The following is a 26,174-nucleotide window of genomic DNA, read 5'->3' on the forward strand; positions in this document are numbered from 1 at the left end:
GGGCGGGCGCTGGATCAGGGCGGCGGCAGCCTAGGGACCGGGCTTACTCCAGCCCTGCTGGCTCAGCCCTCTGGGCTGCGGTAAGGGAAGAGCCAGGCGCTGCGGTTGGCGATGGCCACAAGGGCCAGCATCACCGGCACCTCCACCAACACCCCCACCACGGTGGCCAGGGCTGCGCCGGAGCGCACGCCGAAGAGGCTGATGGCCACCGCCACCGCCAGCTCGAAGAAGTTGGATGCGCCGATCAGGGCCCCGGGGGCGGCCACGTCGTGCCGCTGCCGGCAGGCCCGCATCCCCAGAGCAGCGAGCAGGAAGATCAGCAGGGTCTGGAGGATCAGGGGTATCGCCACCAGCACGATCAGGCCCGGCTTCGCCGCGATGGTGCCGGCCTGGAAGCCGAACAACAGCGCCACCGTGCCCAGAAGGCCAACGATCGCCCAGGGCTTGAGCCGTTGCTCCAGGTGCTCGATCGCCCGCTCGCTGTCCATGAAGTGCCGGGTGAGCCAGCCGGCCGCCAGCGGGATCACCACGAACAGCCCCACCGAGAGCTGCAGGGTGTCCCACGGCACCACCACCTGGCTCACGCCCAGAAGCAGGGCGGCGGTGGGGGCGAAGGCCACCACCATGATCAGATCGTTCACCGCCACCTGCACCAGGGTGTACGTGGCGTTGCCGCGGCAGAGCTGGCTCCAGACGAACACCATCGCCGTGCAGGGGGCGACCCCCAGCAGGATCATGCCGGCGATCAGTTCATCACCCAGTTCGGGCGGGATCCAGGCGGCATAGAGGCCGCGGATGAACACCCAGGCCAGCAGCGCCATGGTGAAGGGCTTCACGAGCCAGTTGATCCCCACCGTCACCAGCAGCGGCTGCGGGTTGCGGCCCACGCGGCGCACGGCACCGAAGTCCACCGCCAGCATCATCGGGTAGATCATCAGCCAGATCAGGGCCGCGATCACCAGGTTGATCTGGGCCACCGCCAAGCCCCCCAGCAGGGTGAACAGTCCGGGGAACCACTGCCCCAGCACCATGCCGGCGGCGATGGCCAGGGCCACCCAGAGACTCAGCCAACGTTCGAAGCTGCCCATCGCCGGTGCAGCAGGGATGAGCGGCGCCGCCGCCCCAGGAGCGCAGCGCACCCCCCTTAACCTGCCCATAAGACCCATCAACTCCTGTTGATGTGAGGATACGGCAACCCGCTCGTTCACTGTGCGCATCGGCATCAACGGTTTCGGCCGCATCGGCCGGCTGGCGTTTCGCGCCCTGTGGGGCCGGCCCGGCATCGAGCTGGTTCACATCAACGAGCGGGCCGGCGATGCCCACGCCGCCGCCCACCTGCTGGAATTCGATTCGGTGCACGGCCGCTGGACCCACGCCGTCGGTGCCAGCCACGACGGCCTTCAGGTGGAATCGCAGGCGATCGGCTACTCGCAGGCGAGTGATCCGGCCGCCGTGCCCTGGCGGCAGGCCGGGGTGGAGCTGGTGCTGGAGTGCAGCGGCAAGATCAAAACGCCGGAAACGCTGGCGCCCTACATCGCCGCGCTGGGCGTGGAGCGGGTGATCGTGGCCTGCCCGGTGAAGGGGGCCGTGGCGGGGGAGGAGGTGCTGAACATCGTGTACGGCATCAACCACAGCCTCTACGACCCCGCCCGCCACCGGGTGATCACCGCCGCCTCCTGCACCACCAACTGCCTGGCGCCGGTGGTGAAGGTGGTGCACGAGAGCTTCGGCATCCGCCACGGCTCGATCACCACCCTGCACAACGTGACCAACACCCAGGTGGTGATCGACGGCTTCAAGAGCGACCTGCGCCGCTCCCGCTCCTGCCTGCAGAGCCTGATCCCCACCACCACCGGCTCGGCCCGGGCGATCGGCCTGATCTTCCCTGAGCTGCAGGGCAAGCTCAACGGCCACGCCGTGCGCGTGCCCCTGCTCAACGCCTCGCTCACCGATGCGGTGTTCGAGCTGGAGCGCAGCGTCACGGTGGAGGAGGTGAACGGCGCCTTCGAGGCGGCGGCCAAGGGCCCGCTCAAGGGGATCCTCGGCTACGAAACCCGGCCGCTGGTGTCGGTGGATTACCTCAACGACAGCCGCAGTTCGATCGTGGATGCCCTCTCCACCCTGGTGGTGAACGGCAGCCAGCTCAAGGTGTTCGCCTGGTACGACAACGAGTGGGGCTACAGCTGCCGCATGGCCGACCTGGCCTGCCACGTGGCCAGCCTGGAGGACAAGTGATGCGCGCCCTCTCCCCTCTGCAGCAGTACGGGATCATCACCGCCAACAACTGGGCGTTCACGGTGACCGATGGGGCGCTGCGCATGCTCGTGGTGTTCCACTTTCTGCAGCTGGGTTACACCACCCTGGAGATCGCCTTCCTGTTCATCTTCTATGAGTTCTTCGGGATTCTCACCAACCTCTACGGCGGCTGGCTGGGGGCCCGCTTCGGCCTGAAGCTCACCCTCTGGATCGGCACGCTGCTTCAGATCGGCGCCCTGCTGCTGCTGGTGCCGGTGGCTGACACCTGGCCCAAGGGGCTCTCGGTGGTCTGGGTGATGGTGGCCCAGGCGATCAGCGGCATCGCCAAGGATCTGGAGAAGATGAGCGCCAAGAGCGCCATCCGGGTGGTGGTGCCGGAAACCCCGGACGATCACGCCAGGGGCGAGCAGCAGCTGTTCCGCTGGGTGGCCATCCTCACCGGCGCCAAGAATGGCCTCAAGGGCCTGGGCTTCTTCGTGGGAGGCCTGCTGCTCTACGCGGTGGGGTTCAACAAGGCCGTGATCGTGATGGCGGCCTGGCTGGCCCTGGCTTTTCTGGTCACCCTGCTGCTGCCGCGGGACATCGGCAGGATGAAGACCAAGCCCGCCTTCAAGGCCCTGTTCTCCAAGAGCGAGGGCATCAACGTGCTCTCGCTGGCGCGCTTCTTTCTGTTCGGCGCCCGCGACGTGTGGTTCGTGGTGGCCCTGCCGGTGTTTCTGCAGACCACCCTGGGTTGGCGCTTCTGGGAAGTGGGCGGCTTCATGGGCCTGTGGGTGATCGGCTACGGCATCGTGCAGGGGGCGGTGCCGAGCCTGCGCCGCGCCTGGGGGCAGACCAGCCCGCCTGGCCCGAGTGCCGTGCAGTTCTGGGCCGCCCTGCTCACCGCCATCCCCGCCCTGATGGCGATCACGCTCTGGCGCGAGGTAGGCAACCCCGCACTCACGGTGGTGGTGGGCCTGGCCGTATTCGGGGTGGTGTTCGCCATGAATTCCTCCATCCACAGCTACATGGTGCTGGCCTACACCGATGCTGAGTCGGTGAGCCTCAACGTGGGCTTCTATTACATGGCCAATGCGGCGGGGCGCCTGCTGGGCACCCTGCTCTCAGGCTGGCTGTTCCTGCAGGGGGGCCTGCAGGCCTGCCTCTGGTGTTCCGCGCTGTTGGTGGGTCTTGCCGCCTTGGTGAGCCTGCGCCTGCCCTCGCCGAGGGCGCTGCAGACGGCGGCGTCCTGACGCCCCCGATGCTCAATACATGCTATTGAGAATCTCTTGCAAAGAAGCGCCTCGACTCGCTAGCGTCATCGCCACAGGCCATTGGGGCCTGGTCGCCATGACTGCGTTGAACGCCCCCCTCTTCTCCACCTCCGAATCCCTGTTCGGCAGCCTCTGCCGCGAGGCCCAGACCCTGCGGGGCCGCGCCATCCAGCTGGCCCAGGCCCTGGAGCGCTGCTGTGATCGCTCCCTGAGGGATCGCCTCGGCGCCGAATCGCTCCAGGTGCTGCGCCGGCGCCAGGAACTGTTGGAGGTGGCCAGGGCCTGGCAGCGTCAGGGCCGGGGCCACTCCCTCGCCCTGGAGCTGCTGGTGGAGCTCAGCAGCCGGCCGATCCCGGTGGCCTGAGCAGCGGCTCACTCACCACAGGCTCAGGCGGCAGTGGCCTTGGCGGCGTCCTCAGCCAGCTGAGCATCGAGGATCAGCAGGGGCGCTGGTTCGTTGCGGGCGAAACGCACCCGGCCCAGCAGGTGGGCCGCCTCATCTTCGGCATTGATCTGCTGTTGCACCATCGGATCGAGAACCACCGTGGTGCGCACATCGCCGGCCCGCTCGGCCATGGCGTAGAGCTGCTGCAGCGAGGTGGTCACGTCGGTTTCCATCTCGAAGATCGCCGTGAAGGCTCTTCAGGGCTGGTCCAGATCTGCCGTGGGGCGGGAATCTCCTGCAGCAGCACGGTCTGGCCCCGGGCAATCAGATACTCGGCCAGCTGGGCGGCATGGGCCTGCTCGGTGGCGGCCTCGGCGTGCAGGTAGGCGGCAAAGCCGCGCAGCTCCCGCTCGGCGAACCACAGCGCCAAGGCGAAGTAGGCCGTGCTGGCCCGCCGCTCCATGCTGAGGTGCTCCAGCAGCCCCTCCAGCAGGGTGCTGTCCATGGGCTGGGCCATCGCCCTGCCGGCAGGACCGGTGGCGACAGAACGGGCCGAGAGGTCGGTGGACAGGGTCATGGAGGGTTGGGTCCGCCGGTGGCGTGCTTTCGATTTTCTTAATCTACAGAGGCTTTCTACTGTCCGGGTGTTCAGGAGTGCGCCGAGGCCGGCGCCCGAAGCACTGCCATGAATCCGCCAGCAAAAAGCCCCCTGACGGGGGCTTGGACGTGAGGTGTGGAATGGGCCGCCTTGGACTGCTCTGACGCGAGGTCAGAACTTGAACGTGGTCTGAATCACGCCGCCCCAGGCATCGTTGCCGTCGTTGGAGCGCACGTTGGTGCCATAGAACAGTGACGGGGTGATGGAGATGTTGTCGGTCACCTGGAACTTGTAGAAGATCTCATAGAGCCAGGCTTCGTCGCTGTCATCACCATCCTCAAAGGGGGGCATGCCCACCGCAAAGCCCGCCTTGTTACCCTTGATGAAGGCGTCATCCCATTGCAGGCCAGCCATCCACGACTGGGAGTCGGGGAAGCCACCGCTGCCATCGTTGAAGCCGTAGCCGAGGCTGATCGAGGGAATCCAGCCCGAGTCAATCGGCTGCCAGTAGGCATTGACGGCCACACTGTTGGTGCTTTCGCCTGCTTCCACGGTGCCGCTGAAGTTGGGTACGCGGATCCTGGAGTTTTCTGAGCCATAGCGATAGGCCACAGCAGCGCCCCAGTTGCTGCCCTTCACGCCCAGTTGTGCCAGGGCATTGATGCCGCCCTCTTCATTGAAGGCGCCAACGGTGGAATCAGCGAAGCCATCGCTGGACACGTAGTTGGCGGAGAAGGTGGCATAGGGGCGGCCTTTTTCAACCTGCTGCCTCCAGCTGAAGCCGGCGCCAGCACCGGTGGCCTTGTTGTAGGTGCCTGAGGCACCAGCCAAGCCGAAGTAGTCCAGGATGCTGGACTTGTAGCGCTCGGGATGAAGGCCACCATCTCGGTGTTGCGCACCAGGGCGCCCACCGTGAAGTTGAAGGAATCGCCGACGGGGAAACGGTAGAAGAGACGGTCGATGATCACCGAGTCGTCGGTGCCCTCAGCCTTGTCGAGCTTGAAGATCTGCGAGCTGCTGCCGAAGGGAAGCGACTCGAAGTTGCCAGCCCGCAGGCGGGTGCGCAGCAGATCCTTGCCGGTGAAGCTGGTGTCGAACACCAGCCGCAGGTCGTAGTTGAAGGTGGTGTTGTTGGGGTCTGTTTCGCCGGCAAGCTCGAAATCAGGGGCGCCGCCCAGAATGAAGCTGGCTTCACCCTTGAGCTTGGTGGTGGTGGAGAACTGGGTGGCCTCCAGCTCGCCCACCTTGGCCTCGAGGCCGTCCACGCGGCCCTTGAGCACGGCGAGCTCCTTCTCGAACTCGGCCATCAGGCGCTTGAGCTCGTCGGTCACTTCGGTGACGCGGTCAAGGCAGGCGTTCAGCAGCGCGGCGGCTTCAAAACGGGTCATGGCCCGCTGGCCGCGGTAGGTGCCGTCGGGATAGCCGGCGACGCAGCCGTAGCGCTCGATCAGGTTGGAGAGAGCCTGGTAGGCCCAGTCCGTGGGTTGCACATCCGAGAACTGGGAGATGCTGGTGACCTGCTCTTCAGAGGCGTAGTGGTTCACCGCCCCCATGTTGAGCTCGGAGGCGCTGACACCAAGGGGTGCCAGAAGCCCTGTGCCGGCCGTGGCCAGCAGAAGTTTCTGAAAAGGTTTCATCGGGGTCCTCACACCGATACGACGACGTCAGAAAGACGTCCGCTGGAACGTAATGGCCTCTGCAGCGTTGTTGAAGTGTTGTGGAGCGTGTCTGACTGTGCTCTGGGATACTTTCAAGCGGGTCTGAGGTGTGCATCAGCACCTTTTGCGCTGGTTTCGTCTGCCTGAGGAGCTGCCAGCAGGCTGGTCACCAGGCTCTGCGCCCGGTAGGGCCGTGAGCGCTGCCGCCGTGAGCCGCCAGCTCTGCCAGGCCTGGCGCTCCTGATCGCGCAGGGTCAGCTCCAGCTGAGCCAGGTGGGCACCCAGGTGAGTCCCGGCGGCGCCCTTGTGCAACACGGCCGAGATCTCGGAGCGCAGCACCGCCAGATCGTGGAGTTCGCCCAGCGACTCCTGGCCCTGTTTGAGCTGCTTCACTGCCCCGCCCACACCCATGCCCACACCCGGCACGGCCAGGCCCTCCAGGTTCTCCAGCCGGTAGCGGGCCTCCTTGATCCCCTTGCGCAGGTCGTGGAGCTGGCGCACGTTGCCACGGCCCTCAGGCGTCTGCAGCCTCCAGGCCGGATGCAGCAGCAGGCTGCCGATCCAGGGCCAGTGCCATTCGAGCAGCCAGTCGGCCAGGGGTTCTTGCCCCAGGGGCGTGAGCTGCGGAGCAGCCAGCCAGGCCTCCAGGGCTCTCACCGTGGCGCGGTAGCCGTCGCCACGCAGCACGCCGTGAAGGTGCCCATGGCTGTGGCGGCGGCGGCGTCGCAGGTGCTTCAGCACCGGCTTCAGCTGGCGGGCCTCAGCCTTGGGCAGGGCGGGCAGCAGCTGCTGCTCCAGTCGCTCGATCAGCACATCGAGATCCCTGGCCTGGCCGAGCCGCCGCACGGTCTTGGCCAGGCGCCTGGGGCTGACGGCCTCGGGCAGCTCAAGGGCCGGGCCGAACTGGTGCAGCACGGTGCTCAGCCGCCGCAGGGTCACCCGCATCTGGTGCAGGGGCTCGGGGTCGCGGTCGAGCAGCACCGCTCCGCCCAGGGTGATCAGGCGCTGGCTGTGCCGCTGCAACAGGCGCTGGGCATGGCGGCCCGCACTGATCGGATCGGGGCCAGATTCACCCATGCAGGGGAGGGCCGGAGGGCTGTCTCCATGCTGCACCCGCGCAGCCCAAACCACAGCGAGACTGGCCGCCTCAAGCTCCCGACCCGATGGCTTCCCCCGGCTCCGCGCTGACCCTGGTGATCAACGCCGGCAGCTCCAGCCTCAAGGCCTCGCTGCTGGCGCCCGATGGTTCCCGCCCCTGGCAGGAGAACCACGGCTGGGATCCAGCGGAGTCCGGCGGCATGGGCGGTCTGCTGGAACGCTGGCTGCTGCCGGCGGTGCGGCCCTGGCTGCCGCAGCTGGAGCGGATCGCTCACCGCGTGGTCCATGGCGGCGAGCCGTTCTGCCGGCCCACCCGGCTCACGCCAGCGGTGATCGCCAGCCTGGAGGCCATCGCGTGCCTGGCACCCCTGCACAACGGCCCGGCCCTGCAGGCGATCCGCTGGTGGGCCGCCTGGCTGGAGCGGGAGCACCAGACCCTGCCCCAGTGGGCCTGTTTTGACACCGGCTTTCACGCCTCCCTGCCGGAGGCGGCCCGCACCTATGCGATCCCGGCCGCCTGGCGGCAGCAGGGGCTGCGGCGCTACGGCTTCCATGGCCTCAACCACCAGCACGTGGCCGAGGTGGTGCAGGCTCGCTTCCCCCAGGCCCGGCGCCTGATCAGTGCTCACCTGGGGGCCGGCTGCTCCCTGTGCGCCGTGCGGCTGGAGCCCGGGGCGGTTCCGCGCAGCGTGGCCACCACCATGGGCTACACGCCCCTGGAGGGCCTGGTGATGGCCAGCCGCAGCGGCAGCGTCGACCCCGGGCTGCTGCTGCACCAGCTGCGCCAGGGGCTCAGCGCCGACCAGATCGACCAGGCGCTCAACCGCCAGAGCGGCCTGTTGGGGCTCTCCGAACTCAGTGGCGACATGAGGGAACTGCGCCAGGCCGCGGCCGGCGGCCATGGCGGCGCCCGCCTGGCCCTGGCGGTGTTTCGGCAGCGCTTGCTGGAGGGGATCGGCGCCATGGCGGCCAACCTCGGTGGCGTGGAGGTGATCGCCCTCACCGGAGGCATCGGCGAACACGACGACGCCCTGCGCCAGGAGCTGGAGCAGGCCCTCAGCTGGCTGCCGCCCTTCGCTCTGGTGAGGGTGCCGGCGGATGAGGAGGGGCTGATCGCGCGCGCCTGCCGCCGGGCGCTCAGCGCTTCACGCCAGGGATGAAGCGGCGCTCGTGCTGGCCACCGGTGAGCATCCGGTTCCAGTAGAGCGAGGGCAGGATCTTGCGCTTGATGAACCACATGCTCCAGCGCTCCTGGGTGGGATCCAGGGGGAAGGAGGGCACCGGCTGCTGCTCATAGTTGAACTCGGCCATGATCGCCTTGCCGTAGCCGGTGATCAGCGGGCAGCAGCTGTAGCCGTCGTAGGCGGCCTCCAGGGGCTGGCCGTCGAGGAAGGCCAGCAGGTTGGCCACCAGCACCGGGGCCTGGCCGCGCACGGCGGCGGCGGTCTTGGAGTTGGGGATGCCGCTCACATCCCCCAGGGAGAACACGTTGGCGAAGCGCAGGTGCTGCAGGCTGAACTTGTCCACCTCCACGAAACCGCTGGCGGCAGCCAGGGGGCTGCTGGCCACCACCTCCGGTGCCGCCATCGGCGGCGTCACATGCAGCAGGCCGTAGGGAATCACGGCCTCATGACTCTTGTCGCCGTCCTTCACCTGGAACACCGCCTCGCGGCTCTGCGGGCGCACGGCGGTGAGCACATGGTTGTAGCGGGCGTCGATGCCGTGGCGCTTCACCACCTCCCGCAGCGGCGCGGCGTAGGTGGGCACGCCGAAGATGCCCGGCGTGGCGGTGGCATAGATCACCTGGCCTGCAGACGCTTCTTCTTGAACACGTCATCGGCCAGATAGGCGATTTTCTGGGGAGCACCGGGGCACTTGATCGGCATCGGCGCGCAGGTGAACACCGCATTGCCGCTGGCGCCGTCGCTGCCACCCTTGAAGGCCTCAATAGCCTCCCAGGTGTAGGCGGTGTAGTGCTTGGAGTAGTTGCTGCAGACGCCGCCCTTGCCGAGGGCCTCGCTGAGCCCCTCGATCTTCTCCCAGCAGAGCCGCAGGCCGGCGGCCACGATCAGCACGTCGTAGTGGATCGCCTCGCCCTCGGTGCTGGTCACCACCGCCCGCTCGGGATCAAAAGCGGCAGCCCCGGCGCGGATCCATTGCACGCCCGAGGGGATCACATCGCCTTCGGCGCGACGGGTTTCCTCCAGGCTGAACACGCCGCCCCCCACCAGGGTCCAGCCCGGCTGGTAGTAGTGCTCGCTGGAGGGCTCAAGGATGGCCACATCGAGCCCGGGGCGGGCCCGCTTCAGCTGGGCCGCGGCGGTGATCCCGGCGGCGCCGCCGCCGACGATCAGAATCTGGTGGTGGGCCATGGGGCAGCGCAGCGCGCTGGGCCGCGCCGTGAGGGTCTCGTTCTATTGAGTCATGCCGAGGGTGCCCTTACGGAAGCTCCCTCCTGACTGATGGGAATCTTCGACGGCACTGCCAGCATCCCCTGACTTGGCTCAGCGCCCTTCAGGCGGCCAGCTCCTCCACATCGCGCTTGAGCAGGGCATAGAGGTAGTCCGGAGACTTGTAGCGGTTGGGCAGGCTTTTCTGCAGCAATGTCAAGCGTTCCCAGCAGACCGTGCGTTGAATCGAGTCGCGGGATTTGCCGTTTTTGATCAAGAGTCTGAGGGCCTTGCAGTAGGTGGGATAACCCGCCTCCAGTTCGCCGATCGTGAGCCTGGCCTCAACGCTCATGCCAACTCAACCACGTGTAGAAGGAAGCCTTCTTTTACAAAGCAAACCTTAAGAAGGTTTGGTACCCGAATCCACTCCAAGGCGCCAGACCCACAGAATTCTTTGGAATCGAGCCGCCGCCATGCCTCCTCGTCCCGCTGGCAGGGTGGGAAGGGCCCCTGGAGGCCCTGCCGCCGCGATCGTGATGCCTACCGAGCTCAGCCTGCGCCAACCCGACGACTGGCACGTGCATCTGCGCGATGGGGCCATGCTCGAGGCGGTGCTGCCGGCCACCGCCCGCCAGTTCGCCCGGGCGATCGTGATGCCCAACCTCACGCCGCCCGTCACCAGCGTGGCTGCGGCCAGGGCCTACGCGGGCCGCATCCGTGAGGCCCTGCCGCCGGGCTCCAGGTTTGAACCCCTGCTCACGGCCTACCTCACAGACCACACCGATCCGGCTGAGCTGGAGCGTGGCTTCCGCGCCGGCGTGTGGGTGGCCTGCAAGCTCTATCCGGCCCGGGCCACCACCAATGCCGATGCCGGGGTCAGTGACATCGAGGCGCTCACCCCCGTGCTCGACACCCTGGAGCGGATCGGCATGCCCCTGCTGCTGCACGGCGAGGTGACCGACCCCAGCATCGACATCTTCGACCGGGAGGCCGTGTTCATCGAGCGCCACCTGGCGCCGATGCTGCAGCGCCACCCGGGCCTCAAGGCGGTGCTGGAGCACATCACCACCAGCGATGCGGTGGCGTTCGTGCGCGCTGGCTCGGGCGAGCTGGCGGCCACGATCACCCCCCACCATCTGCATATCAACCGCAACGCCATGTTCCAGGGGGGCCTGCGGCCCGACTTCTACTGCCTGCCGGTGGCCAAGCGGGAGCTGCATCGCCTGGCCCTGCGGGCGGCGGCCACCTCCGGCGATCCGCGCTTCTTCCTGGGCACTGATTCGGCGCCCCACAGCCGCGGCGCCAAGGAATCGGCCTGTGGCTGTGCCGGCATCTTCAACGCCCCGTTTGCGATCGAGAGCTACGCGGCGGTGTTCGAGCAGGAGCAGGCCCTCGATCGGCTGGAGGCCTTCGCCAGTGAGTTCGGCCCCAGCTTCTATGGGCTGCCCCTCAACAGCGGCCGCATCACTCTGGTGCGGGAGCCCAGGCAGGTGCCCAGGCGTCTGGAGCTCCACGACAGCGCCGGCCAGCCGGTGGAGCTGGTGCCCTTCCACAGCGGCGAGACCCTGCCCTGGCAACTCAGCTGAGAGACCCTGCAGGTCACTGCGGTTGGGGGCTGGGAGGCTGGCTCGTGGCCGGGGGCTGGGCCCGGGGGGGCTTCGGGGCGATGGCGCTGCACACCCGCGGCAGGGTGAATCCCTGCAGCAGCAGGTTCAGCACCACCACCACAAACACGATGCCCTGGGCATTGCGGGCCAGCGGCAGGGCCAGGGCCGCATCGACGCCCGCCAGCTGGGGAATGGCCGCCACCAATTGATAGGAGAGGGCCAGGGGCACGGCACCGCGCAGCCCGCACCAGGCCACCAGCACCCCCTCCCGGCGGCTGAAGGGTGAGAGCGGCTGAAAGGCCAGCACTCCCAGCGGCCTGGCCACCAGCATCAGGGCCGCGGCGGTGACCAGCCCCATCGGAATGGCCCCCACCAGATCAGGCGGCGACACCAGCAGCCCGAACAGCAGAAACACCGTGATCTCGGTCATGGTGTTGAACGGCAGCAACACCTCCTGGATCGACTCGTGGGTCACCTCCGGCCGCCGGTAGGTCATGTTGGTCATGAACACGCCGGTGACGTAGACGGCGATGAAGCCCGAGCCGCCCAGCAGATCGGTGAGGCCGTAATCGGCGAAGGCGATCGACATCGCCACCACCAGCAGCTGGGCCCGCTCGGTGACGAGCACATCGATCACGAACTTGGCCACGTAGCCGAACAGCACGCCCAGAATCAGCCCGGAGCCGATCTGCTGCACGAAGACCCGCAGGCTGTCGAGCACGGCCGTGGTCAGCAGCGTCTCGGCCGCGGCCAGATCTGGCGGCTGTCCGGCGGCGCCGCCGGCGGCCTGGCTGAACAGCTCGATCAGCAGCCCGTACACCAACAGCGCCGCCGGATCGTTCACGGCCGATTCGAACTCCAGCAGGTGCTGCAGCCGCAGGGGCACCGGCGGCTTCACCTGGGCCAGCACGCTCAGGGTCGCGCCGGCGTCGGTGGAGCCCAGGCAGGCGGCCAGCAGGAAGGCGGCGCCCAGGGGGATGCCGTTACCGAAGCCCAGGGCCAGGCCGCTGGCGGTGGCGGAGGAGAGCCACCAGATCATTCCCCCCAGCACGCAGGAGGTGATGAGCACCCCCCCCAGGGCCAGCAACAGCCCGTATTCGATGAAGCCCCGGATCGCCTTCAGATCGGTTTTCAGACCGGCGTAGAAGAGCAGCAGGGCCAGGGCGAACACCTGCAGGTTCTCCGCTTCCACATGGGTCACATCGAGCAGGTTCACATTCACCACCAGCCCGAGCAGCAGCACCCCGAGCACGCCGGGAATGCCGAGGCGGATCGAGAAGCGGCTCACCGCCAGCGTGCCCAGAAACAACACCCCCACGAACAGCAGACGCCCCTGGATCGGCACGTCGTTGAGGCCGCCGAGCGTTCCGATGAGGCAGTCAAACGTCACCAGCTCTGGCTCGTTCAATCGAACAGGGCGACCGTAGGCGGCCTGGTTGGCCGTCGCCGTTGCCGGGGCTCATCAATAAGAGCTATGTCAGCGGCAGCTCCAGCCCTGATGGCCTGTCTTAGCAACAGGCCTAGCCAGCCTCAGCGCGATGGGGTTCTTCATTCGCCTCACTGACGCCATCGCCGCTCGCCAGTCCCTCCTGGTCACCGGTCTGGACCCCAACCCCGAGATGCTGCAGAGCTGGGTGGGTCGCCGCGGCATGTCGGCCCGCTCCTTCCTCAGCCAGGCCCGCCACTGGATCAAGGCGGTGGTGGAGGCCACGGCCCCCCATGTGTGTGCCTACAAGCCGAGCCTCGGCTTCTACCAGGCCCTGGGGCCCGTGGGGCTGGAGCTGCTGCTGGAGGTGCGCGATCTGGTGCCGCGGGATCTGCCGCTGATCATCGACAGCAAGCACGGCGATCTCAATTCCTCCTCGGTTCTGGCCCAGTACCTGTTCAAGGAGCTGGCCGCCGATGCCGTGACCCTCTCGCCCCTGGCCGGCCAGGACATCGCCGCCCCCTTCCTGCTCTACCCGGACAAGGCGGTGGTGATCACCTGCCACAGCTCCAACCAGGCGGCGCGGCTGATCCAGCACTACCCCAGCGAGGAGCAGCCCCTCTACCTGCGTATCGTGCGCGAGTGCATGCTCTGGGCCACGCCGGAGCAGCTGCTGCTGGAGATCGGCACCAGCGACGCGGCCGTGCTGGCGCGGGTGCGGCAGGAGGCACCGGGGCGGTTCCTGATCCTGCGCAGCCTCTGGGGCGTGGAGGAAAACCTGGAAGCCATGCTGGCGGCGGGCCTCTCCGCCGCCGGCGATGGGCTGCTGCTGCCCCTGCCCCAGAACCTGCTGGTGGAAGACGACATCTCTGAGCGCGCCGAGGCCCTCAAGCTGCAGATCAACGCCACCCGCAACCAGTGGCTGGAGCAGCGCGCCCAGGCGGTGCAGGACCGCTGCGAGCTGTGGTTGCCGGCGGCCCCACCCCTGCGCACCGCCGCCCCCCGCAACGGCACGCTGCAGGCCTCTCCCCCGGGCCCCAATCCCGCCGACGCTGCTGACCTCGATGCCCTGATCGTGGAGTTGTTCGACATCGGCTGCCTGCTGTTCGGCGACTACGTGCAGGCCTCAGGGGCGGTGTTCAACTACTACATCGACCTGCGCCAGATCATCTCCGACCCCAACCTCTTTCATCGGGTGCTGCATGCCTATGCGGGCCGCATGGAGGAGCTGGCCTTCGATCGCATCGCCGGCATTCCCTACGGCTCCCTGCCCACGGCCACGGGTCTGTCGCTGCTGCTGCACAAGCCCCTGATCTATCCGCGCAAGGAGGTGAAGGCCCACGGCGCCAGGCGGCTGATCGAGGGCGACTTCGAGGAGGGGGATCTGGTGGTGGTGGTGGACGACATCCTGATCACCGGCAACAGCGTGCTGGCGGGCATCGCCAAGCTGGAGAGTTCCGGGCTGCAGGTGCAGGATGTGGTGGTGTTCATCGACCACGGCGGCGACCACGACCGCCGGGCCAAGCAGCGCCTGGCGGCAGCCGGCTACAACTGCCATGCCGTGCTGGGCATCGACACGATCACGGCGGTGCTGCACCGCTCCGGACGCCTCACCGACACCCAGGCCAGCCTGCTGCTGCCCGGGGCCGGGGCGGGAGCGGTCGGCCCGTAGGCTGAAAGTGCGTCCCTGCTACACCCGGACGCCCCCTCCGCCATGAGCAGCAGCACAGGCCTCACGATCGGGGAGCTCGAGGCCAATTACTCGCTGTACTGCAAAGCCCTGCGCCGGCTGCTGCAGGAAGGCCGCAGCCGCACCGCCATTGAGCGCACCGTGTGCTGGAGCCGCCTGGCCCAGCTGCACCTCTGCCTGCCGAGCCGCTACAAGGCTCCGGACTACCTCTGCGTCGTGCTCAAGCGCGATCTCGCCTAGAACAGCGCGAGTCTGGGCGGCCTGATCGGGCTCCCCCCTTCCCTAGAGCCAGCCAGAAGCCTGCGTGAAGTCGATCTCGGATCCGTTTCTCCGCCGGCCGGTGCTGACCCTGGTGATCAGCCTGCTGGTGCTGCTGAGCGGCCTGGTGAGCCTGCCGGGGCTCCAGATTGAAAACCTGCCGGCGATCGCCCCCGGGCGGGTGTCGGTGAGCACGAGCTATCCCGGCGCCAGCCCCGAGGTGGTGGAGCAGGGGGTGACCACCCTGCTGGAGAAGCAGCTCAACGGCCTGGAGCGCCTCGATCAGATCCGCTCCACCAGCTCGGCCGGCAGCAGCAGCATCACCCTCAGCTTCGAGGGCGGCGACCCCGAGATCAACCAGATCAACGCCCAGAACGAGGCGGCGGTGGTGAACCCGCGGCTGCCGCCCCAGGTGGCCCGCTTCGGGGTGCAGGTGCGGCGCAGCTCCGACGATCTGCTGATGGTGCTGAGCTTCAGCGCTGAGCCGGGCACCTACGACCAGATCTTCCTCAGCGGCTGGGTGGAGCAGGTGGTGATCGATCGCCTGCAGCGGGTGTCCGGCGTCGGCGAGGCGCGGCTGTTCGGGGGCAGTCCCCTGGCCTTCCGGCTCTGGCTCGATCCGGCCCGGCTGAACCAGCTGGGGCTCACGATCACCGATGTGCGCGATGCCCTCGAGGAGCAGAACGTGCTGGCCGCCCTGGGCCAGGCCGGCGAGGCGCCCTCCCCCGACGACCAGATGCTCACCCTGCCCCTGCGCATGGAGGGCCGCCTGCGCAGCGTGCAGGAGTTCGAAAACCTGGTGGTGGCCCCCACCGATGAGGGCGGCGTGACCCTGCTGCGTGACGTGGGCCGCGTCACCCTGGGCAGTGAGGACTACGGCGCCATCGCCACCAACCTGCAGGGCCGCCCCACCGTGGCCATGGGCATCTTCCAGCGGGATGGCAGCAATGCCCTGGAGGTGAGCGCCGGCATCACCGCGGCCCTCGACGAGATCAGCGAAAGCCTGCCGCCAGGCCTCGATTTCCAGGTGATCATCGATGAGGCTGAAACCGTTCAGCAGAACATCGACCGCACCCTCACGAGCCTGCGGGATGCGGTGCTGCTGGTGTTCCTCGCCTTGCTGCTGGGCCTGGGCAACAGCCGTCTGGCCCTGATCTCCGCCCTGGCGGTGCCCGTGGCCCTGGTGGGGGCCCTCACCGTGCTGCGGCTCACGGACAGCTCGATCAACACCCTCACCCTGTTCGGCATGGTGCTGGCCACCGGCCTGGTGGTGGACGACGCCATCGTGGTGAGCGAGGACATCGGCCGCCGCATGGAGCGCGGCCAGCCGCCCCAGCAGGCGGCCCGCGAGGCGATGGCGGAGCTGGGTGGTGCTGTGGTGGCCACCTCCCTGGTGCTGATCGCGGTGTTCCTGCCGGTGCTCACCCTGGGGGGCAGCACCGGCAGGCTGTTTGCGCCGATCGGCCTCACGATCGGCGCCACGATCGTGTTCTCCACCTTCAACGCCCTCACCTTCACACCGGTGGCGGCCAGCCGGCTGCTCAAGGCCCAGGGCCAGGAGGCCCGCTGGCTGCTGCGCCTGATCGATCCGCCGCGGCGGGCGCTCGAATCCCTGGAGGGGCCCTATGACCGCTGGCTCACCCGGGCCCTGGGCTGGCGCCGGCGCATCGTGGCCCTGCTGCTGGTGGGCCTGGTGGTGACGGCCTTCGCCTATCAGCAGCGCCCCAAGGCCTTCATTCCCCAGGAGGACGGCAGCCAGCTGCGCGGCATCGTGGTGCTGCCCGATGGCATGGCCCTGCAGCGCACCCAAGACGTGATGGAGCAGGTGCGCCAGGTGGTGGCCGGTGTGCCCCAGATCGTGACGGGCAACTTCTATGCCGGCCGCTCCTTCGGCGACAGCAGCCCCAACAAGGGCATCTTCTTCCTGCGCCTCAAGCCGGTGGAGGAGCGCCCCGGGCGGGAGCAAACCCCGGCGGCCCTGGCGGGCCAGCTCAACCGCGAGCTTGCCGGGCGCATCGACAACGCCCAGGTGGTGGTGATCGAGGCCCCCACGGTGCGGGGCTTCGGCAGCGAGGGCGGCATCGAACTCGACCTGCTGGACACCAGCGGCGGGCGGCTGAGCCTGAGTGCCTTCCAGGAGGCGGCCCAGGCCTTCATCGATGCCGCCCAGGCCAGTGGCGATTTCGAGCGGGTGGACACCCGCTTCCGGGCCGATGCCCCCCTGGTGCGGCTGGAGCCCGATCGCCTGCAGCTGGCCTCCCTGGGTGTGGACCTCGAGGAGGTGGTGGAGGTGCTCGGCGCCAGCTTCGGCAGTGAGTACGTGAACGACAGCTTCGAGGGCGATCGCATCCGCCGCGTGATCGTGCAGCTGGAGGGCTCCGAGCGCCGCAATGTGCAGGACGTGCTCGCCCTGCAGGTGCGCGGCCGCGATGACACCCTCGTGCCCCTGGCCCAGGTGGTGCGGGTGGAGCGGAGCACCGGTCCCACGGTGATCAACCACACCCGGCTGGTTCGCTCGATCGCCATCCGCGCCCAGGCCCGGGCCGGGGTGAGCACCGGCCAGGCGATGGACCGGCTGCTGCAGGTGCGCCGCGAGCTGGGCAGCACCGCCACCGACCTGGAATGGGCTGGCCTGGCCCGGGAGGAGGCCCGCGCCGGCGGCGCCAACGAGGGGGTGTTCCTGCTGGCGGTGCTGGTGATGCTGCTGGTGCTGGCGGGGCTCTACGAGAACTTCATCGACCCGATGATCATCCTGGTGACGGTGCCCCTGGGGCTGCTGGGCGGCCTGGCCGGCCTGGCGATCCGCGACCTGCCCCTGGATGTCTATGGCCGCGTGGGGCTGCTGGTGCTGGTGAGCCTGGCGGCCAAGAACGGCATCCTGATCGTGGAGTTCGCCAACCAGCGCCTGGCCGCCGGCCTGCCCCTGGAGGAGGCGATCCACGGCGCCGCGGTGGCCCGTCTGCGGCCGATCCTGCTCACGGCGATTTCCTCGCTGGCGGGCTTCCTGCCGCTGCTGTTCGCCAGCGGCGCCGGAGCGGCCAGCCGCACCAGCATCGGCACCGTGGTGTTCGCTGGCTTGCTGGTGGCCACAGTGCTGAGCCTGTTCGTGGTTCCGGTGGTGTACCGGATCGTCAAGGGCTGGGAGCTGGGCCGCGCCGGGCGGCTCAATCCCGCCACCGATGGCGCCAGCTCAGGCTGAGTCCCCCTCCGGGGGGCCGTTGTCTGGCGGGGGGTCCGCCGCTGGCGGCTGCCGTGGAGAGGACAGCCTCAGCCTGGGCTGGGGGAACTGGGGGGCCTGCACCGCTGGCAGCACCGGCTCCTGGGGTATGGGTTGCTCGGGCTCCTGCACCCAGGTACTGGTTGAGAACCGACTCACCAGCAGCCCCATCACCGCCGCGATGTAGAAGGTGCCCACAATTGCCAGGCCCACGCTGATCATCTGGGCTACAGGCGTGAGTGGTGTGATGTCGCCATACCCCGCGGTGGTGAGGCTCACGAAAGCAAAATAATTGAGTCGCACGAAGTTGACACTCCATACCGGGTAGACATCTGCTTCGCTGGTGACGACCGAAGCTGTGAAGTCGACGTTGCTGAAGCTGTTCGGCTGGATTGTTTCCAGGGCGGCACAGATCAGGCCACCGGCGAGGCCCAGCATCAGATACCCGGCGATGCAGCCCCGCAGCACATCGGGGGTCACCCGGCGCTCAAGCGCCAGCCCCCGGATCAGCCGCACCGCGCTCCAGAGGCTGAACAGGGCCCAGAGGATCAGCACCGGCAGCCCCGATTGCCGCAGCTGCACCGGCGTGAGGTACCAGAGCAAGGCGGTGCCGAGGGCCCCCCAGCCCAGCAGCTTGAACAGCTTCCGCGGTGTTTCCCCGAAGCGCAGTTGCTCCACCGGCTCTCCCAGGCCCAGGATCATCACCACGCCGAGGCCCAGGTAGCCCGCAGACGACAGCCTGTACCACGGTGGCGGCAGGGCCAGGCAGACCATCACCTGCAGGCAGGTCCCCAGCAGCAGCTTGTAGGTGAGGTGCAGCCGCAGCAGTCGGGTGCGCCGGCGCGTCATGGCGACCTGGGGAGCAGTCCCCATGCAACACCCGGGCGGGGGCTGCCGCCACAGTCCGGGCGGCGCGGCCTGACTCAGGAGCCGCTTTCCAGCAGGCAGTTCACCGCCAGCTCAAACGGCACCGCCGAGGCCGGCAGAGAGAGCAGGTGGGCCACCGTGGCGGCCAGATCCTCCGGCTGGGTCATGGCCTGCTTGTCGATGCTGCTCACGGCAGCGGCCATGGCGGTGTTCACCCAGCCGGGGCAGAGGGCGGTGACGCGGATGCCCGACTCCCAGCCCTCGTTGCGCATCGCCTGGCAGAGACCCAGCAGGGCGAACTTGCTCACCCCGTAGGCGGCCAGGCGGCCTTTCACCCGCTTGCCGCTCATCGACACCAGCATCACCAGCCGCCCGTCGCCGCAGGCTGCAGCTGGGGCCAGGCGGCGCGGCCCAGACGCCAGGGGCCCATCAGGTTCACATCCAGCAGGCGGGCGATCTCGGCCTCCTCGCCCGGGCTGTAGCAGACCCTGGCCCGCGACAGGATGCCCGCGCTCGGCACCAGGGCCTCCACCCCGCCCCAGCGCTCGGCCGTGGCGGCCACCCAGGTCTCAGCGCTGTTGGGCTGATCCGGGGCGGCCAGGGCGTCATAGGGGTGGATCGACAGGCTGGCTGCGTCTTCGCTCCAGCCCAGCTGCTGCAACCTGTGCCGCAGGGCCGCCGGATCGCGGACCCCCAGGCTGAGCCGGTGTCCCTCAGCCAGCAGGTTCAGGGCCACCGCCAGGCCGATGCCGCGGCTGGCCCCGCTCACCATCACCGTGCGCTTGGAGGAGGCTGAGGCCATGGAGGAGGACATCCCGGAGGACCAATCCTCCCCGAGCCGCAGAAGCTGAAGGATGATGGGCTGCTGGCCCTGCCTGCCCATGGCGTCTGTTGTTCCTGCCGCCGTTCTGCCGGCGGCCCTGCTCACCCGGCAGTTCCGCGCCGAGGCCAGCCTGGATCAGGAGTTCGTGGTGCTCACCATGGCCTCCAGCCTGATCGCCAGTCTCGGCCTGCTGGCCAACAGCGCCGCCGTGGTGATCGGCGCGATGTTGATCGCCCCCTGGATCCTGCCCCTGCGGGCCACGGCCTTCGCGATCCTGCAGGGCCGGCTGCCGCTGGTGGGGCGGGGATTGCTCACCCTGGCCATCGGCGTGGCCACCACCGTGGTGCTGTCGGCCGGCCTGGGGCTGATCGTGGGGCTGCCGGTGTTCGGCTCCGAGGTGATCGGCCGCACCAGTCCGAATCTGCTGGACCTGGCCATCGCCATCGTGGCCGGGGCCATCGCCACCTACGCCAAGGTGCGCGTCAAGGCGGTGGGCTCGCTGGCCGGCACCGCCATCGCCGTGGCCCTGGTGCCGCCGGTGTGTGTGTTCGGGTTGCTGGTGGCGGCCGGCGAATGGCAGCGGGCCCAGGGGGCAGGGCTGCTGTTCGCCGCCAACCTGCTGGGAATCCTCAGCGGCGCCTTGGTGACCCTGGGGATCACCCGGCCGGAACTGCGTCAGCGGCTGCTGCAGAGTCGGCTGGGTTTCGTGAGCCTGCTGCTCACCGGCCTGTTGCTGGTGCCCCTCAGCACCAGCTTCGTGGGCCTGATCGGCCAGGCCAGGCGCCAGGCCTCCCTCAACCGGGTGGAAGTGGCGATCGCCGAGAGCCTGCGCACTGAAACCATCACCCTGGGCCAGGATTCCGAGCTGGTGGGCATCAGCATCGACTGGGAGCAGAACCCGCCCCTGATTCGCGCTTCGGTGCGGGTGAGCAAGCCCAACCTGCCCACGCCCGAGCAGGTGGCAGCCGTGCAGGACTTCATCAACGCGCGCCAGACGATCCGCTACCGGCTGCTGGTGCAGCGCACCTCCATCGATGTGATCGGCCCGGAGACCGCCCCCAACCCCAGGGCCGTGGAGGTGCCCCCCGAGGAACCATCGACCCCCTTCGTGCCCTCGGTGCCACCGTTGCCGGAGGCCATCACACCCGGCACCGAGGCCCCCGAGCCTCAGCTGCCCTGACCCAGGCGGCTCTCGAGGCGGGCAGCCAGATCCGCGATGGCCTCGCTGTCGTCGCCTGTCTCTGCTGCCAGGGTCAGCAACCGCTCTTCGGCATCGAGGGGTTCCGCCTGGCGCCACTGGGAGCGCAGCACATCCAGGTCGGCATCGGAGGGGTCGCGGCCCAGGCGTTGCCGCTGGCGCAGCCGCTGCTCCGCCAGCTCCGCCGCAACCGGGAAGCTCAGGATCACCAGCGGCACCCCGGCGGCCCTGGCAACGGCGGCCATGGCCTGGCGGTGGCTGCGGCGCAGGAAGGTGGCATCCACGATCACCCGGAAGCCGGCGGCCAGCAGCAGCGCGGCCAGCTGGGGCAGCCGCTGCTCGAACAGCTCTGCGCTCACCTCGGCGCTGTAGAGCTCGCCGCTGCGGCTGGCGGAGCCATCGGGCTGGGGATGGCCCTGCCGCTGAACCCCCCACTGGCCGAACAGGCGCTTGCGTTCCACGTCTGAGCGCAGCCGGATGGCGCCGAGCCGCCCGAGCAGCAGGCCGCTGCTGTGGGACTTCCCCGATCCCGACACCCCATGGCAGAGCAGCAGAGCTGCCGCTGGCGGCTGACAGAGGCGCTCGGCCAGCTGCAGATAGCGCTCCACCGGCTCGCTCTGCCCAGCCAGGGCCGCCACCTTGGCCCGCACCAGGGCCCGGTAGCTCGCATACCAGGACCAGAGCCGCAGCCCCCCGTAGTCGCCACTCTGATCCAGCCAGCCGTTCAGCAGCCGGTAGGCCAGGGCCTGCTCGCCGTGCTCCTGCAGGTCCATCACCAGGAAGGCCAGGTCGCTGATCGGATCGATCCAGCGCAGGGCAGGGCTGAACTCGAGGCAGTCGAACACCTCGATGCGCCCCTGCCGCAGCAGCATGTTGCCGAGGTGCAGATCGCCGTGGCCTTCACGGATCCGGCCGGTGGCCAGGCGTTGCGCAAAGGGCTGCTGCAGCGTGCCGAAGCTGCTGTCGATCCAGCTGCGCAGCCGCAGCAGCCTGGCTGCCAGAGCCGGATCGCCATGCTCCAGCAGGCTGGTGATGTTGGCCTGCACCGGCTCCAGCACCGCCTCTGGGGTGCCATAGGGCCCGCCCGGATCGGCCTGGGCCGCCTCGGCGTGGAAGCGGGCCAGCCGCTCGGCCAGGGAATCGATCTGCTCGGGCCCCACGGCGCCCCGGCCCAGGGCCGCCGGCAGCAGGGCCTCCTGGGGGAATTCGGCCATGCGCACGGCGTACTCCAGGCTGGCGGGCCCCGCCGATTCAGCGGCCAGGCGCGGCCGCTCCGGACTCCCCCCGATGGCCACCACGCCCTGGTAGATCCCGGGGCTGAGGCGCCGGTTGAGGCGCACTTCCTCGTGGCAGAGCTGCCGGCGGAGCTCCAGGGTGCTGAAGTTGACGAAGCCGAAATCCACCGGCTTCTTCACCTTGTAGGCCGTGCCTCCTGTGAGCAGCACCCAGGAGATGTGGGTCTGCAGCAGGCGGATCGGGCCCACCCGGTGGGGGTAGGCCTCAGGGCGCAACAGCCCCTGAATCAGGGGCGGCAGGGAGCCGTGCTGGTCGATCAGTCGAAGCCCAGCAGGTCGAAGATCTCGCGGTCCTTGAGGGATTCGGCCTCCAGGGGCTCCACGTTCTCGAGCATGGCCTGGGCCAGGCGCAGGTATTCCTTCTGCACTTCCTCCACCTCAGGCGTGGGCTCCATCTCGAAGATCGTGCACTTCTTCAGGCGCGACTTGCGGATCGCATCCACGGTCTTGAAGTGGGCCATGGTGCGCAGACCGGTGCGCTCGTTGAACTTGTCGATCTCGTCGGTCTGCTCGGAGCGGTTGGCGATCACGCCGCCGAGCCGCACCTTGTAGTTCTTGGCCTTGGCATTGATGGCCTGCATGATCCGATTCATGGCGAAGATCGAATCGAAATCATTGGCCGTCACGATCAGGCAGTAATCGGCGTGCTGCAGGGGCGCGGCAAAACCGCCACACACCACGTCGCCCAGCACATCGAAGATCACCACATCGGTGTCTTCCAGGAGATGGTGCTCCTTGAGCAGCTTCACCGTCTGCCCGGTCACGTAGCCGCCACAGCCGGTGCCGGCCGGAGGGCCGCCCGATTCGACGCACTGCACGCCGTTGAAGCCCTCGAACACGAAGTCTTCGGGGCGCAGCTCCTCGCTGTGGAAATCCACGGTTTCGAGGATGTCGATCACCGTGGGCACCATTTTCTTGGTGAGGGTGAAGGTGCTGTCGTGCTTGGGATCACAGCCGATCTGCAGCACCCGCTTGCCCAGCTTCGAGAAGGCGGCCGAGAGGTTCGAGGAGGTGGTGCTCTTGCCGATCCCCCCCTTGCCGTAGACGGCGATCACCAGGGCGCCTGTGGCGATGTCGTCCTTGGGGTCCAGATGGACCTGGAGGCTGCCTTCCCCATCGGGACGGCGCAGGGTGGTGGTCATGGGGGTGGACTCAGGAAAAGGAGAAAACGGAACGCTCGACTCAGAACCCAGGACGCTGGACTCAGGCGGAGAAGTGGGCCTTGGCGGCGTAGAGGGCCTCGCCGTCGATCAGGGCCAGCCCCTGCTCGCGGGCATAGGCCTCGGTGTTGCGCCGCACCTTGCCGCGCACGAAGAAGGGAATCTTGGCCAGTTCGGCCTCGCCGGTCGGGTCCCAGCTGGGGTCGCTGGTGCCGACCGGAGTTCGCTCTTCGCTGCCGGGGCCTGGGGAGCCGGAGGCCAGAGCCACGGTGGAGGCTGGAGCCGTGGCTGGTTCAGCCGGGGCCTGGCCGCCCAGGTGGCTGCGGTGGCCCTCCACGAATTCGAAGTCGTGGCGGAACATGCCGATCAGGTGCTCCTCCAGGCCCATCATCAGCGGATGCACCCAGCTGTCGAACAGCTCGTTGGCGCCCTCCCAGCCCATCTGGGGAGCATGGCGGGCCGGCACATCCTGCACATGCAGGGGGGAGCTGATCACGGCGCAGGGAATGCCGAGGCGCTTGGCGCTGTGGCGCTCCATCTGGGTACCGAGCACCAGCTCCGGCATGGCCTCGGCCATGGCCCGCTCCACCTCCAGGTAGTCGTCGCTGATCAGGGCTTCGAGGCCCAGCTCCCGGGCCGCGGCCCGCACATCCCTGGCCAGCTCGCGGCTGTAGCTGCCCAGGCCCACCACCTCAAAGCCCAGCTCCCGGCTGGCCACCCGGGCGGCGGCGATCGCATGGGTGGCATCGCCGAAGATGAACACCCGCTTGCCGGTGAGGTAGGTGGAGTCGACCGAGCGGGAGTACCAGGGCAGCTGGGAGGAGCTCTCCGGTGCCATCGGCTGCTCCTCGAGGCCGAGCACCTGGCGCAGCTCGCCCAGGAAGTCGCGGGTGGCGCCGATGCCGATCGGCACCGTGCGCACCACCGGCTGGCCGAAGCGCCGCTCCAGCCAGCTGCACACCGATCCGGCCACCTCCGGATAGAGGCAGACATTGGCATCGGCCGCCGGGATGCGCGCCAGGTCGGCCGGGCGGGCGCCCAGCGGCGCGACCACGCCCACATCGATGCCCTCGGCGCCCAGCAGGCGGGTGAGCTCGCGCACATCGTCGCGGCAGCGGAACCCCAGCAGGCTGGGGCCGAGCAGGTTGACCCGGGGCCGGCGGCCCTCGGCCCGCCAGCGCTGGGGCGACGGCGGCGGCGTGCCCGGGGCCGGCATCTGGGCCTTGAGCAGGTGCCGCACCAGTTGGTAGAAGGTCTCGGCCGCTCCCCAGTTCTCCTTCTTGGAGTAGGCGGGCAGCTCCAGGCTCACCACGGGAGCGCCGCCCAGGTCCATGCCGGCCGCCAGGGAGCCCGGTTGGTCCTGGATCAGCTCGGCGGTGCAGCTCTCGCCCACCAGCAGGGCCTCGGGCTGGAAGCGGTCCACCGCTTCCTGGATCGAGCGCTTCACCAGCTCGGCGGTGTCACCGCCGAGGTCGCGGGCCTGGAAGGTGGTGTAGGTGACGGGTGGGCGCCGCTGCCGCCGCTCGATCATCGTGAACAGCAGGTCGGCATAGGTGTCGCCCTGGGGCGCGTGCAGCACCAGGTGCACTCCCTCCATCGAGGCGGCGATGCGCAGGGCCCCCACGTGGGGAGGACCTTCGTAGGTCCAGAGGGTGAGTTCCATCAGGAGAAACGCAGCAGATTGCGGCGACGCAGGGGTCGCGAGAACAGCTCGGCCAGATCGCCGGCCTGGTCGCAGCCGTGGATGGGGCTGAACACCAGCTCAATCGACCACTTGGTGGCGATGCCCTCCGCCTCCAGGGGATTGGCCAGCCCCAGGCCGCACACCACCAGATCCGGCCGGGCGGCCCGCACCCGATCGAGCTGGTTCTCCACGTGCTGGCCCTCGGTGAGGGGGGTGCCGGCGGGCAGCAGGGCCAGCTCGGATTCGAGCAGGGCGCGATCCAGATAGGGCGTGCCCACCTCCACCAGCTCCATGCCGCACTCGCGCTGCAGGAAGCGGGCCAGGGAGAGCTCCAGCTGGGAGTCGGGCAGCAGGAACAGCCGCTTGCCCTCCAGGATCTCGCGGTGCGGCGCCACGGCCCGCCGGCCCCGCTCCACCAGGGGATCGAGCACGGCGGCCACCCGGGCATCGTCCAGGCCGAAGGCGGCGGCGGCGGCGGCCATCCAGGCGGCGCTGCCCTCGACGCCGAGGGGATAGGGAGCTGAGATCAGCTGGGCGCCGAGGGCGGTGAGGGCCCGGGCGGTGGCGGAGAGGAAGGGTTGGGCCAGCAGCACCCGGGTGCCGGCACCGATGGCGGGCAGGTCGCGGGAGTGGCGCGGCGGCAGGCTGCGCACCCGCTCGATGCCCATGCGGCCGAACAGGCTGATCAGCCGGTCTTCCACCGCGTCGGCCAGGGTGCCCACGATCAACAGCTCCTGCGCTGCTGCCGGGGCCGCCCCCTCAGCGGCAGGGGCGGCCGGAGCTCTGGGCATCAGCGGCACCATCGCCAGCAGGGCCTGGTCCTCGCCCTGGGTGAAGGTGGTTTCGATGCCGCTGCCGGTGTAGTTCAGCACCCGCACCTGGCCGGCGAGACGGGTGTTGAGGCGCTCGGCGGCCTTGGCCAGGTCGAGCTTGATCACCTCACTGGGGCAGGAGCCCACCAGGAACAGGGTGCGGATCTCGGGGCGGCGCTGCAGCAGGTCGGCCACGAGCCGGTCCAGCTCCTCGTTGGCATCGGCGAGGCCGGCCAGGTCGCGCTCCCCCAGGATCGCTGTGCCGAAGCGCGGTTCGGCGAAGATCATCACGCCGGCGGCGCTCTGGATCAGGTGGGCGCAGGTGCGGGACCCCACCACCAGAAAGAAGGCATCGGGCATGCGGCGGTGCAGCCACACGATCGAGGTGAGGCCGCAGAACACCTCGCGCTGGCCGCTTTCCCTGCGAACCTCCAGCGCCGGCGCCGTGGCCGCCGCCACTGTTGTCGATCCACCCATGCGGTGATCCACTGCTGCGTTG

The 26,174-nt window shown here is 68.9% G+C and carries 20 protein-coding genes and 3 pseudogenes; 9 read left to right on the forward strand and 14 right to left on the reverse strand.

Translation table 11 applies throughout. The annotated features are described in order from the left end of the window. Positions 1-62: 62 nt before the first annotated feature. Positions 63-1,088 (reverse strand): ACR3 family arsenite efflux transporter, encoded by a 1,026-nt coding sequence (gene arsB / locus IQ220_RS06850; protein WP_193913898.1) that lies wholly within the window; start codon positions 1,086-1,088, stop codon positions 63-65. A gap of 121 nt (positions 1,089-1,209) precedes the next feature. On the opposite strand from arsB, the gene IQ220_RS06855 reads away from it, so the two are divergent. The 3 genes from IQ220_RS06855 (at position 1,210) to IQ220_RS06865 (ending at position 3,873) form a co-directional block, all read left to right on the forward strand. Next, on the forward strand, positions 1,210-2,235 hold the full coding sequence (locus IQ220_RS06855) for an ArsJ-associated glyceraldehyde-3-phosphate dehydrogenase (RefSeq protein WP_193913899.1): 1,026 nt from the start codon (positions 1,210-1,212) through the stop codon (positions 2,233-2,235). Further along, positions 2,235-3,488 (forward strand): organoarsenical effux MFS transporter ArsJ, encoded by a 1,254-nt coding sequence (arsJ, locus tag IQ220_RS06860; protein WP_193913901.1) that lies wholly within the window; start codon positions 2,235-2,237, stop codon positions 3,486-3,488. The genes IQ220_RS06855 and arsJ overlap by 1 nt, the downstream gene beginning before the upstream one ends. Positions 3,489-3,594: 106 nt before the next feature. Continuing rightward, the gene (locus IQ220_RS06865) at positions 3,595-3,873 is read left to right on the forward strand and encodes a hypothetical protein (protein WP_193913903.1); all 279 of its coding nucleotides are present in this window, start codon (positions 3,595-3,597) and stop codon (positions 3,871-3,873) included. A gap of 23 nt (positions 3,874-3,896) precedes the next feature. Here the strand turns inward: IQ220_RS06865 and IQ220_RS06870 are convergent. The 3 genes and pseudogenes from IQ220_RS06870 to IQ220_RS06880 all read right to left on the reverse strand — a co-directional run bounded on the left by IQ220_RS06870 (position 3,897) and on the right by IQ220_RS06880 (position 7,227). After that, positions 3,897-4,471: pseudogene (locus IQ220_RS06870) on the reverse strand (ferritin). A gap of 192 nt (positions 4,472-4,663) precedes the next feature. Next, positions 4,664-6,129, reverse strand: a pseudogene (locus IQ220_RS06875) (iron uptake porin). Positions 6,130-6,264: 135 nt separating this feature from the next. After that, positions 6,265-7,227, reverse strand: a complete 963-nt coding sequence (locus tag IQ220_RS06880) for a CHAD domain-containing protein (protein ID WP_193913905.1) — start codon at positions 7,225-7,227, stop codon at positions 6,265-6,267. 86 nt (positions 7,228-7,313) lie between these two features. Here IQ220_RS06880 and IQ220_RS06885 point away from each other — a divergent pair, with 86 nt between their 5' ends. After that, positions 7,314-8,408, forward strand: coding sequence for an acetate/propionate family kinase (locus IQ220_RS06885; protein ID WP_193913907.1), 1,095 nt, complete (start codon positions 7,314-7,316; stop codon positions 8,406-8,408). On the opposite strand, the gene IQ220_RS16495 is transcribed toward IQ220_RS06885, so the two are convergent. The 3 genes from IQ220_RS16495 to IQ220_RS06895 all read right to left on the reverse strand — a co-directional run bounded on the left by IQ220_RS16495 (position 8,386) and on the right by IQ220_RS06895 (position 9,990). Continuing rightward, a complete protein-coding gene (locus IQ220_RS16495; RefSeq protein WP_370566363.1) occupies positions 8,386-9,051 on the reverse strand; it encodes a hypothetical protein in 666 nt (221 codons plus the stop codon). The two genes, IQ220_RS06885 and IQ220_RS16495, sit on opposite strands and share 23 nt — an antisense overlap. Further along, a complete protein-coding gene (locus IQ220_RS16500) occupies positions 9,048-9,620 on the reverse strand; it encodes an FAD/NAD(P)-binding oxidoreductase (protein ID WP_370566364.1) in 573 nt (190 codons plus the stop codon). The genes IQ220_RS16495 and IQ220_RS16500 overlap by 4 nt, the downstream gene beginning before the upstream one ends. 142 nt (positions 9,621-9,762) lie before the next feature. Next, a complete protein-coding gene (locus tag IQ220_RS06895) occupies positions 9,763-9,990 on the reverse strand; it encodes a DUF3136 domain-containing protein (protein WP_186696782.1) in 228 nt (75 codons plus the stop codon). A 184-nt stretch (positions 9,991-10,174) separates the two neighbouring features. Here IQ220_RS06895 and pyrC point away from each other — a divergent pair, with 184 nt between their 5' ends. Then, on the forward strand, positions 10,175-11,224 hold the full coding sequence (gene pyrC, locus IQ220_RS06900; RefSeq protein WP_193913909.1) for a dihydroorotase: 1,050 nt from the start codon (positions 10,175-10,177) through the stop codon (positions 11,222-11,224). Between the two features lie 13 nt (positions 11,225-11,237). Here the strand turns inward: pyrC and IQ220_RS06905 are convergent, their stop codons facing one another. Beyond that, positions 11,238-12,635 carry a cation:proton antiporter gene (locus tag IQ220_RS06905; RefSeq protein WP_370566365.1) on the reverse strand — a complete coding sequence of 466 codons (1,398 nt, stop codon included), beginning with the start codon at positions 12,633-12,635 and terminating at the stop codon, positions 11,238-11,240. Positions 12,636-12,783: 148 nt separating this feature from the next. On the opposite strand from IQ220_RS06905, the gene IQ220_RS06910 reads away from it, so the two are divergent. The 3 genes from IQ220_RS06910 to IQ220_RS06920 all read left to right on the forward strand — a co-directional run bounded on the left by IQ220_RS06910 (position 12,784) and on the right by IQ220_RS06920 (position 17,818). Then, entirely contained in the window at positions 12,784-14,343 is a 1,560-nt protein-coding gene (locus IQ220_RS06910) for a bifunctional orotidine-5'-phosphate decarboxylase/orotate phosphoribosyltransferase (protein WP_193913913.1), read from the forward strand. 42 nt (positions 14,344-14,385) lie between these two features. Then, positions 14,386-14,601 carry a DUF3136 domain-containing protein gene (locus tag IQ220_RS06915; RefSeq protein ID WP_186696778.1) on the forward strand — a complete coding sequence of 72 codons (216 nt, stop codon included), beginning with the start codon at positions 14,386-14,388 and terminating at the stop codon, positions 14,599-14,601. A 64-nt stretch (positions 14,602-14,665) separates the two neighbouring features. Then, a complete protein-coding gene (locus IQ220_RS06920) occupies positions 14,666-17,818 on the forward strand; it encodes an efflux RND transporter permease subunit (protein WP_193913915.1) in 3,153 nt (1,050 codons plus the stop codon). Here IQ220_RS06920 and IQ220_RS06925 read toward each other — a convergent pair. Both IQ220_RS06925 and IQ220_RS06930 read right to left on the reverse strand, forming a co-directional pair. Further along, complete coding sequence (locus IQ220_RS06925; protein ID WP_193913917.1) at positions 17,810-18,709, reverse strand: potassium channel family protein; 900 nt, start codon at positions 18,707-18,709, stop codon at positions 17,810-17,812. The two genes, IQ220_RS06920 and IQ220_RS06925, sit on opposite strands and share 9 nt — an antisense overlap. A 50-nt stretch (positions 18,710-18,759) precedes the next feature. Then, positions 18,760-19,505, reverse strand: a pseudogene (locus IQ220_RS06930) (SDR family NAD(P)-dependent oxidoreductase). Between the two features lie 79 nt (positions 19,506-19,584). On the opposite strand from IQ220_RS06930, the gene IQ220_RS06935 reads away from it, so the two are divergent. Then, a complete protein-coding gene (locus IQ220_RS06935) occupies positions 19,585-20,706 on the forward strand; it encodes a DUF389 domain-containing protein (RefSeq protein ID WP_193913919.1) in 1,122 nt (373 codons plus the stop codon). Here IQ220_RS06935 and IQ220_RS06940 read toward each other — a convergent pair. The 4 genes from IQ220_RS06940 to IQ220_RS06955 all read right to left on the reverse strand — a co-directional run bounded on the left by IQ220_RS06940 (position 20,694) and on the right by IQ220_RS06955 (position 26,152). Beyond that, positions 20,694-22,235 (reverse strand): AAA family ATPase, encoded by a 1,542-nt coding sequence (locus IQ220_RS06940; protein WP_193913921.1) that lies wholly within the window; start codon positions 22,233-22,235, stop codon positions 20,694-20,696. The genes IQ220_RS06935 and IQ220_RS06940 overlap by 13 nt on opposite strands. A gap of 41 nt (positions 22,236-22,276) precedes the next feature. After that, a complete protein-coding gene (bchL, locus tag IQ220_RS06945; protein ID WP_186696772.1) occupies positions 22,277-23,161 on the reverse strand; it encodes a ferredoxin:protochlorophyllide reductase (ATP-dependent) iron-sulfur ATP-binding protein in 885 nt (294 codons plus the stop codon). Between the two features lie 61 nt (positions 23,162-23,222). Further along, entirely contained in the window at positions 23,223-24,842 is a 1,620-nt protein-coding gene (locus IQ220_RS06950; RefSeq protein ID WP_193913924.1) for a ferredoxin:protochlorophyllide reductase (ATP-dependent) subunit B, read from the reverse strand. Continuing rightward, positions 24,842-26,152, reverse strand: a complete 1,311-nt coding sequence (locus IQ220_RS06955) for a ferredoxin:protochlorophyllide reductase (ATP-dependent) subunit N (protein WP_193913926.1) — start codon at positions 26,150-26,152, stop codon at positions 24,842-24,844. The genes IQ220_RS06950 and IQ220_RS06955 overlap by 1 nt, the downstream gene beginning before the upstream one ends. Positions 26,153-26,174 lie beyond the last annotated feature (22 nt).

The organism is Cyanobium sp. LEGE 06113, assembly GCF_015207615.1.

Bases quoted from the DNA above. Each gene is read 5' to 3' on its own strand.
- arsB (WP_193913898.1), bottom strand. From the start codon at position 1,088: ATGGGCAGCTTCGAACGTTGGCTGAGTCTCTGGGTGGCCCTGGCCATC.
- IQ220_RS06885 (WP_193913907.1), top strand. From the start codon at position 7,314: ATGGCTTCCCCCGGCTCCGCGCTGACCCTGGTGATCAACGCCGGCAGC.
- IQ220_RS06880 (WP_193913905.1), bottom strand. From the start codon at position 7,227: ATGGGTGAATCTGGCCCCGATCCGATCAGTGCGGGCCGCCATGCCCAG.
- IQ220_RS16500 (WP_370566364.1), bottom strand. From the start codon at position 9,620: ATGGCCCACCACCAGATTCTGATCGTCGGCGGCGGCGCCGCCGGGATC.
- arsJ (WP_193913901.1), top strand. From the start codon at position 2,235: ATGCGCGCCCTCTCCCCTCTGCAGCAGTACGGGATCATCACCGCCAAC.
- IQ220_RS06925 (WP_193913917.1), bottom strand. From the start codon at position 18,709: ATGGGGACTGCTCCCCAGGTCGCCATGACGCGCCGGCGCACCCGACTG.
- bchL (WP_186696772.1), bottom strand. From the start codon at position 23,161: ATGACCACCACCCTGCGCCGTCCCGATGGGGAAGGCAGCCTCCAGGTC.
- IQ220_RS06935 (WP_193913919.1), top strand. From the start codon at position 19,585: ATGGCGTCTGTTGTTCCTGCCGCCGTTCTGCCGGCGGCCCTGCTCACC.
- IQ220_RS06910 (WP_193913913.1), top strand. From the start codon at position 12,784: ATGGGGTTCTTCATTCGCCTCACTGACGCCATCGCCGCTCGCCAGTCC.
- IQ220_RS06950 (WP_193913924.1), bottom strand. From the start codon at position 24,842: ATGGAACTCACCCTCTGGACCTACGAAGGTCCTCCCCACGTGGGGGCC.
- IQ220_RS06915 (WP_186696778.1), top strand. From the start codon at position 14,386: ATGAGCAGCAGCACAGGCCTCACGATCGGGGAGCTCGAGGCCAATTAC.
- pyrC (WP_193913909.1), top strand. From the start codon at position 10,175: ATGCCTACCGAGCTCAGCCTGCGCCAACCCGACGACTGGCACGTGCAT.
- IQ220_RS06895 (WP_186696782.1), bottom strand. From the start codon at position 9,990: ATGAGCGTTGAGGCCAGGCTCACGATCGGCGAACTGGAGGCGGGTTAT.
- IQ220_RS06955 (WP_193913926.1), bottom strand. From the start codon at position 26,152: ATGGGTGGATCGACAACAGTGGCGGCGGCCACGGCGCCGGCGCTGGAG.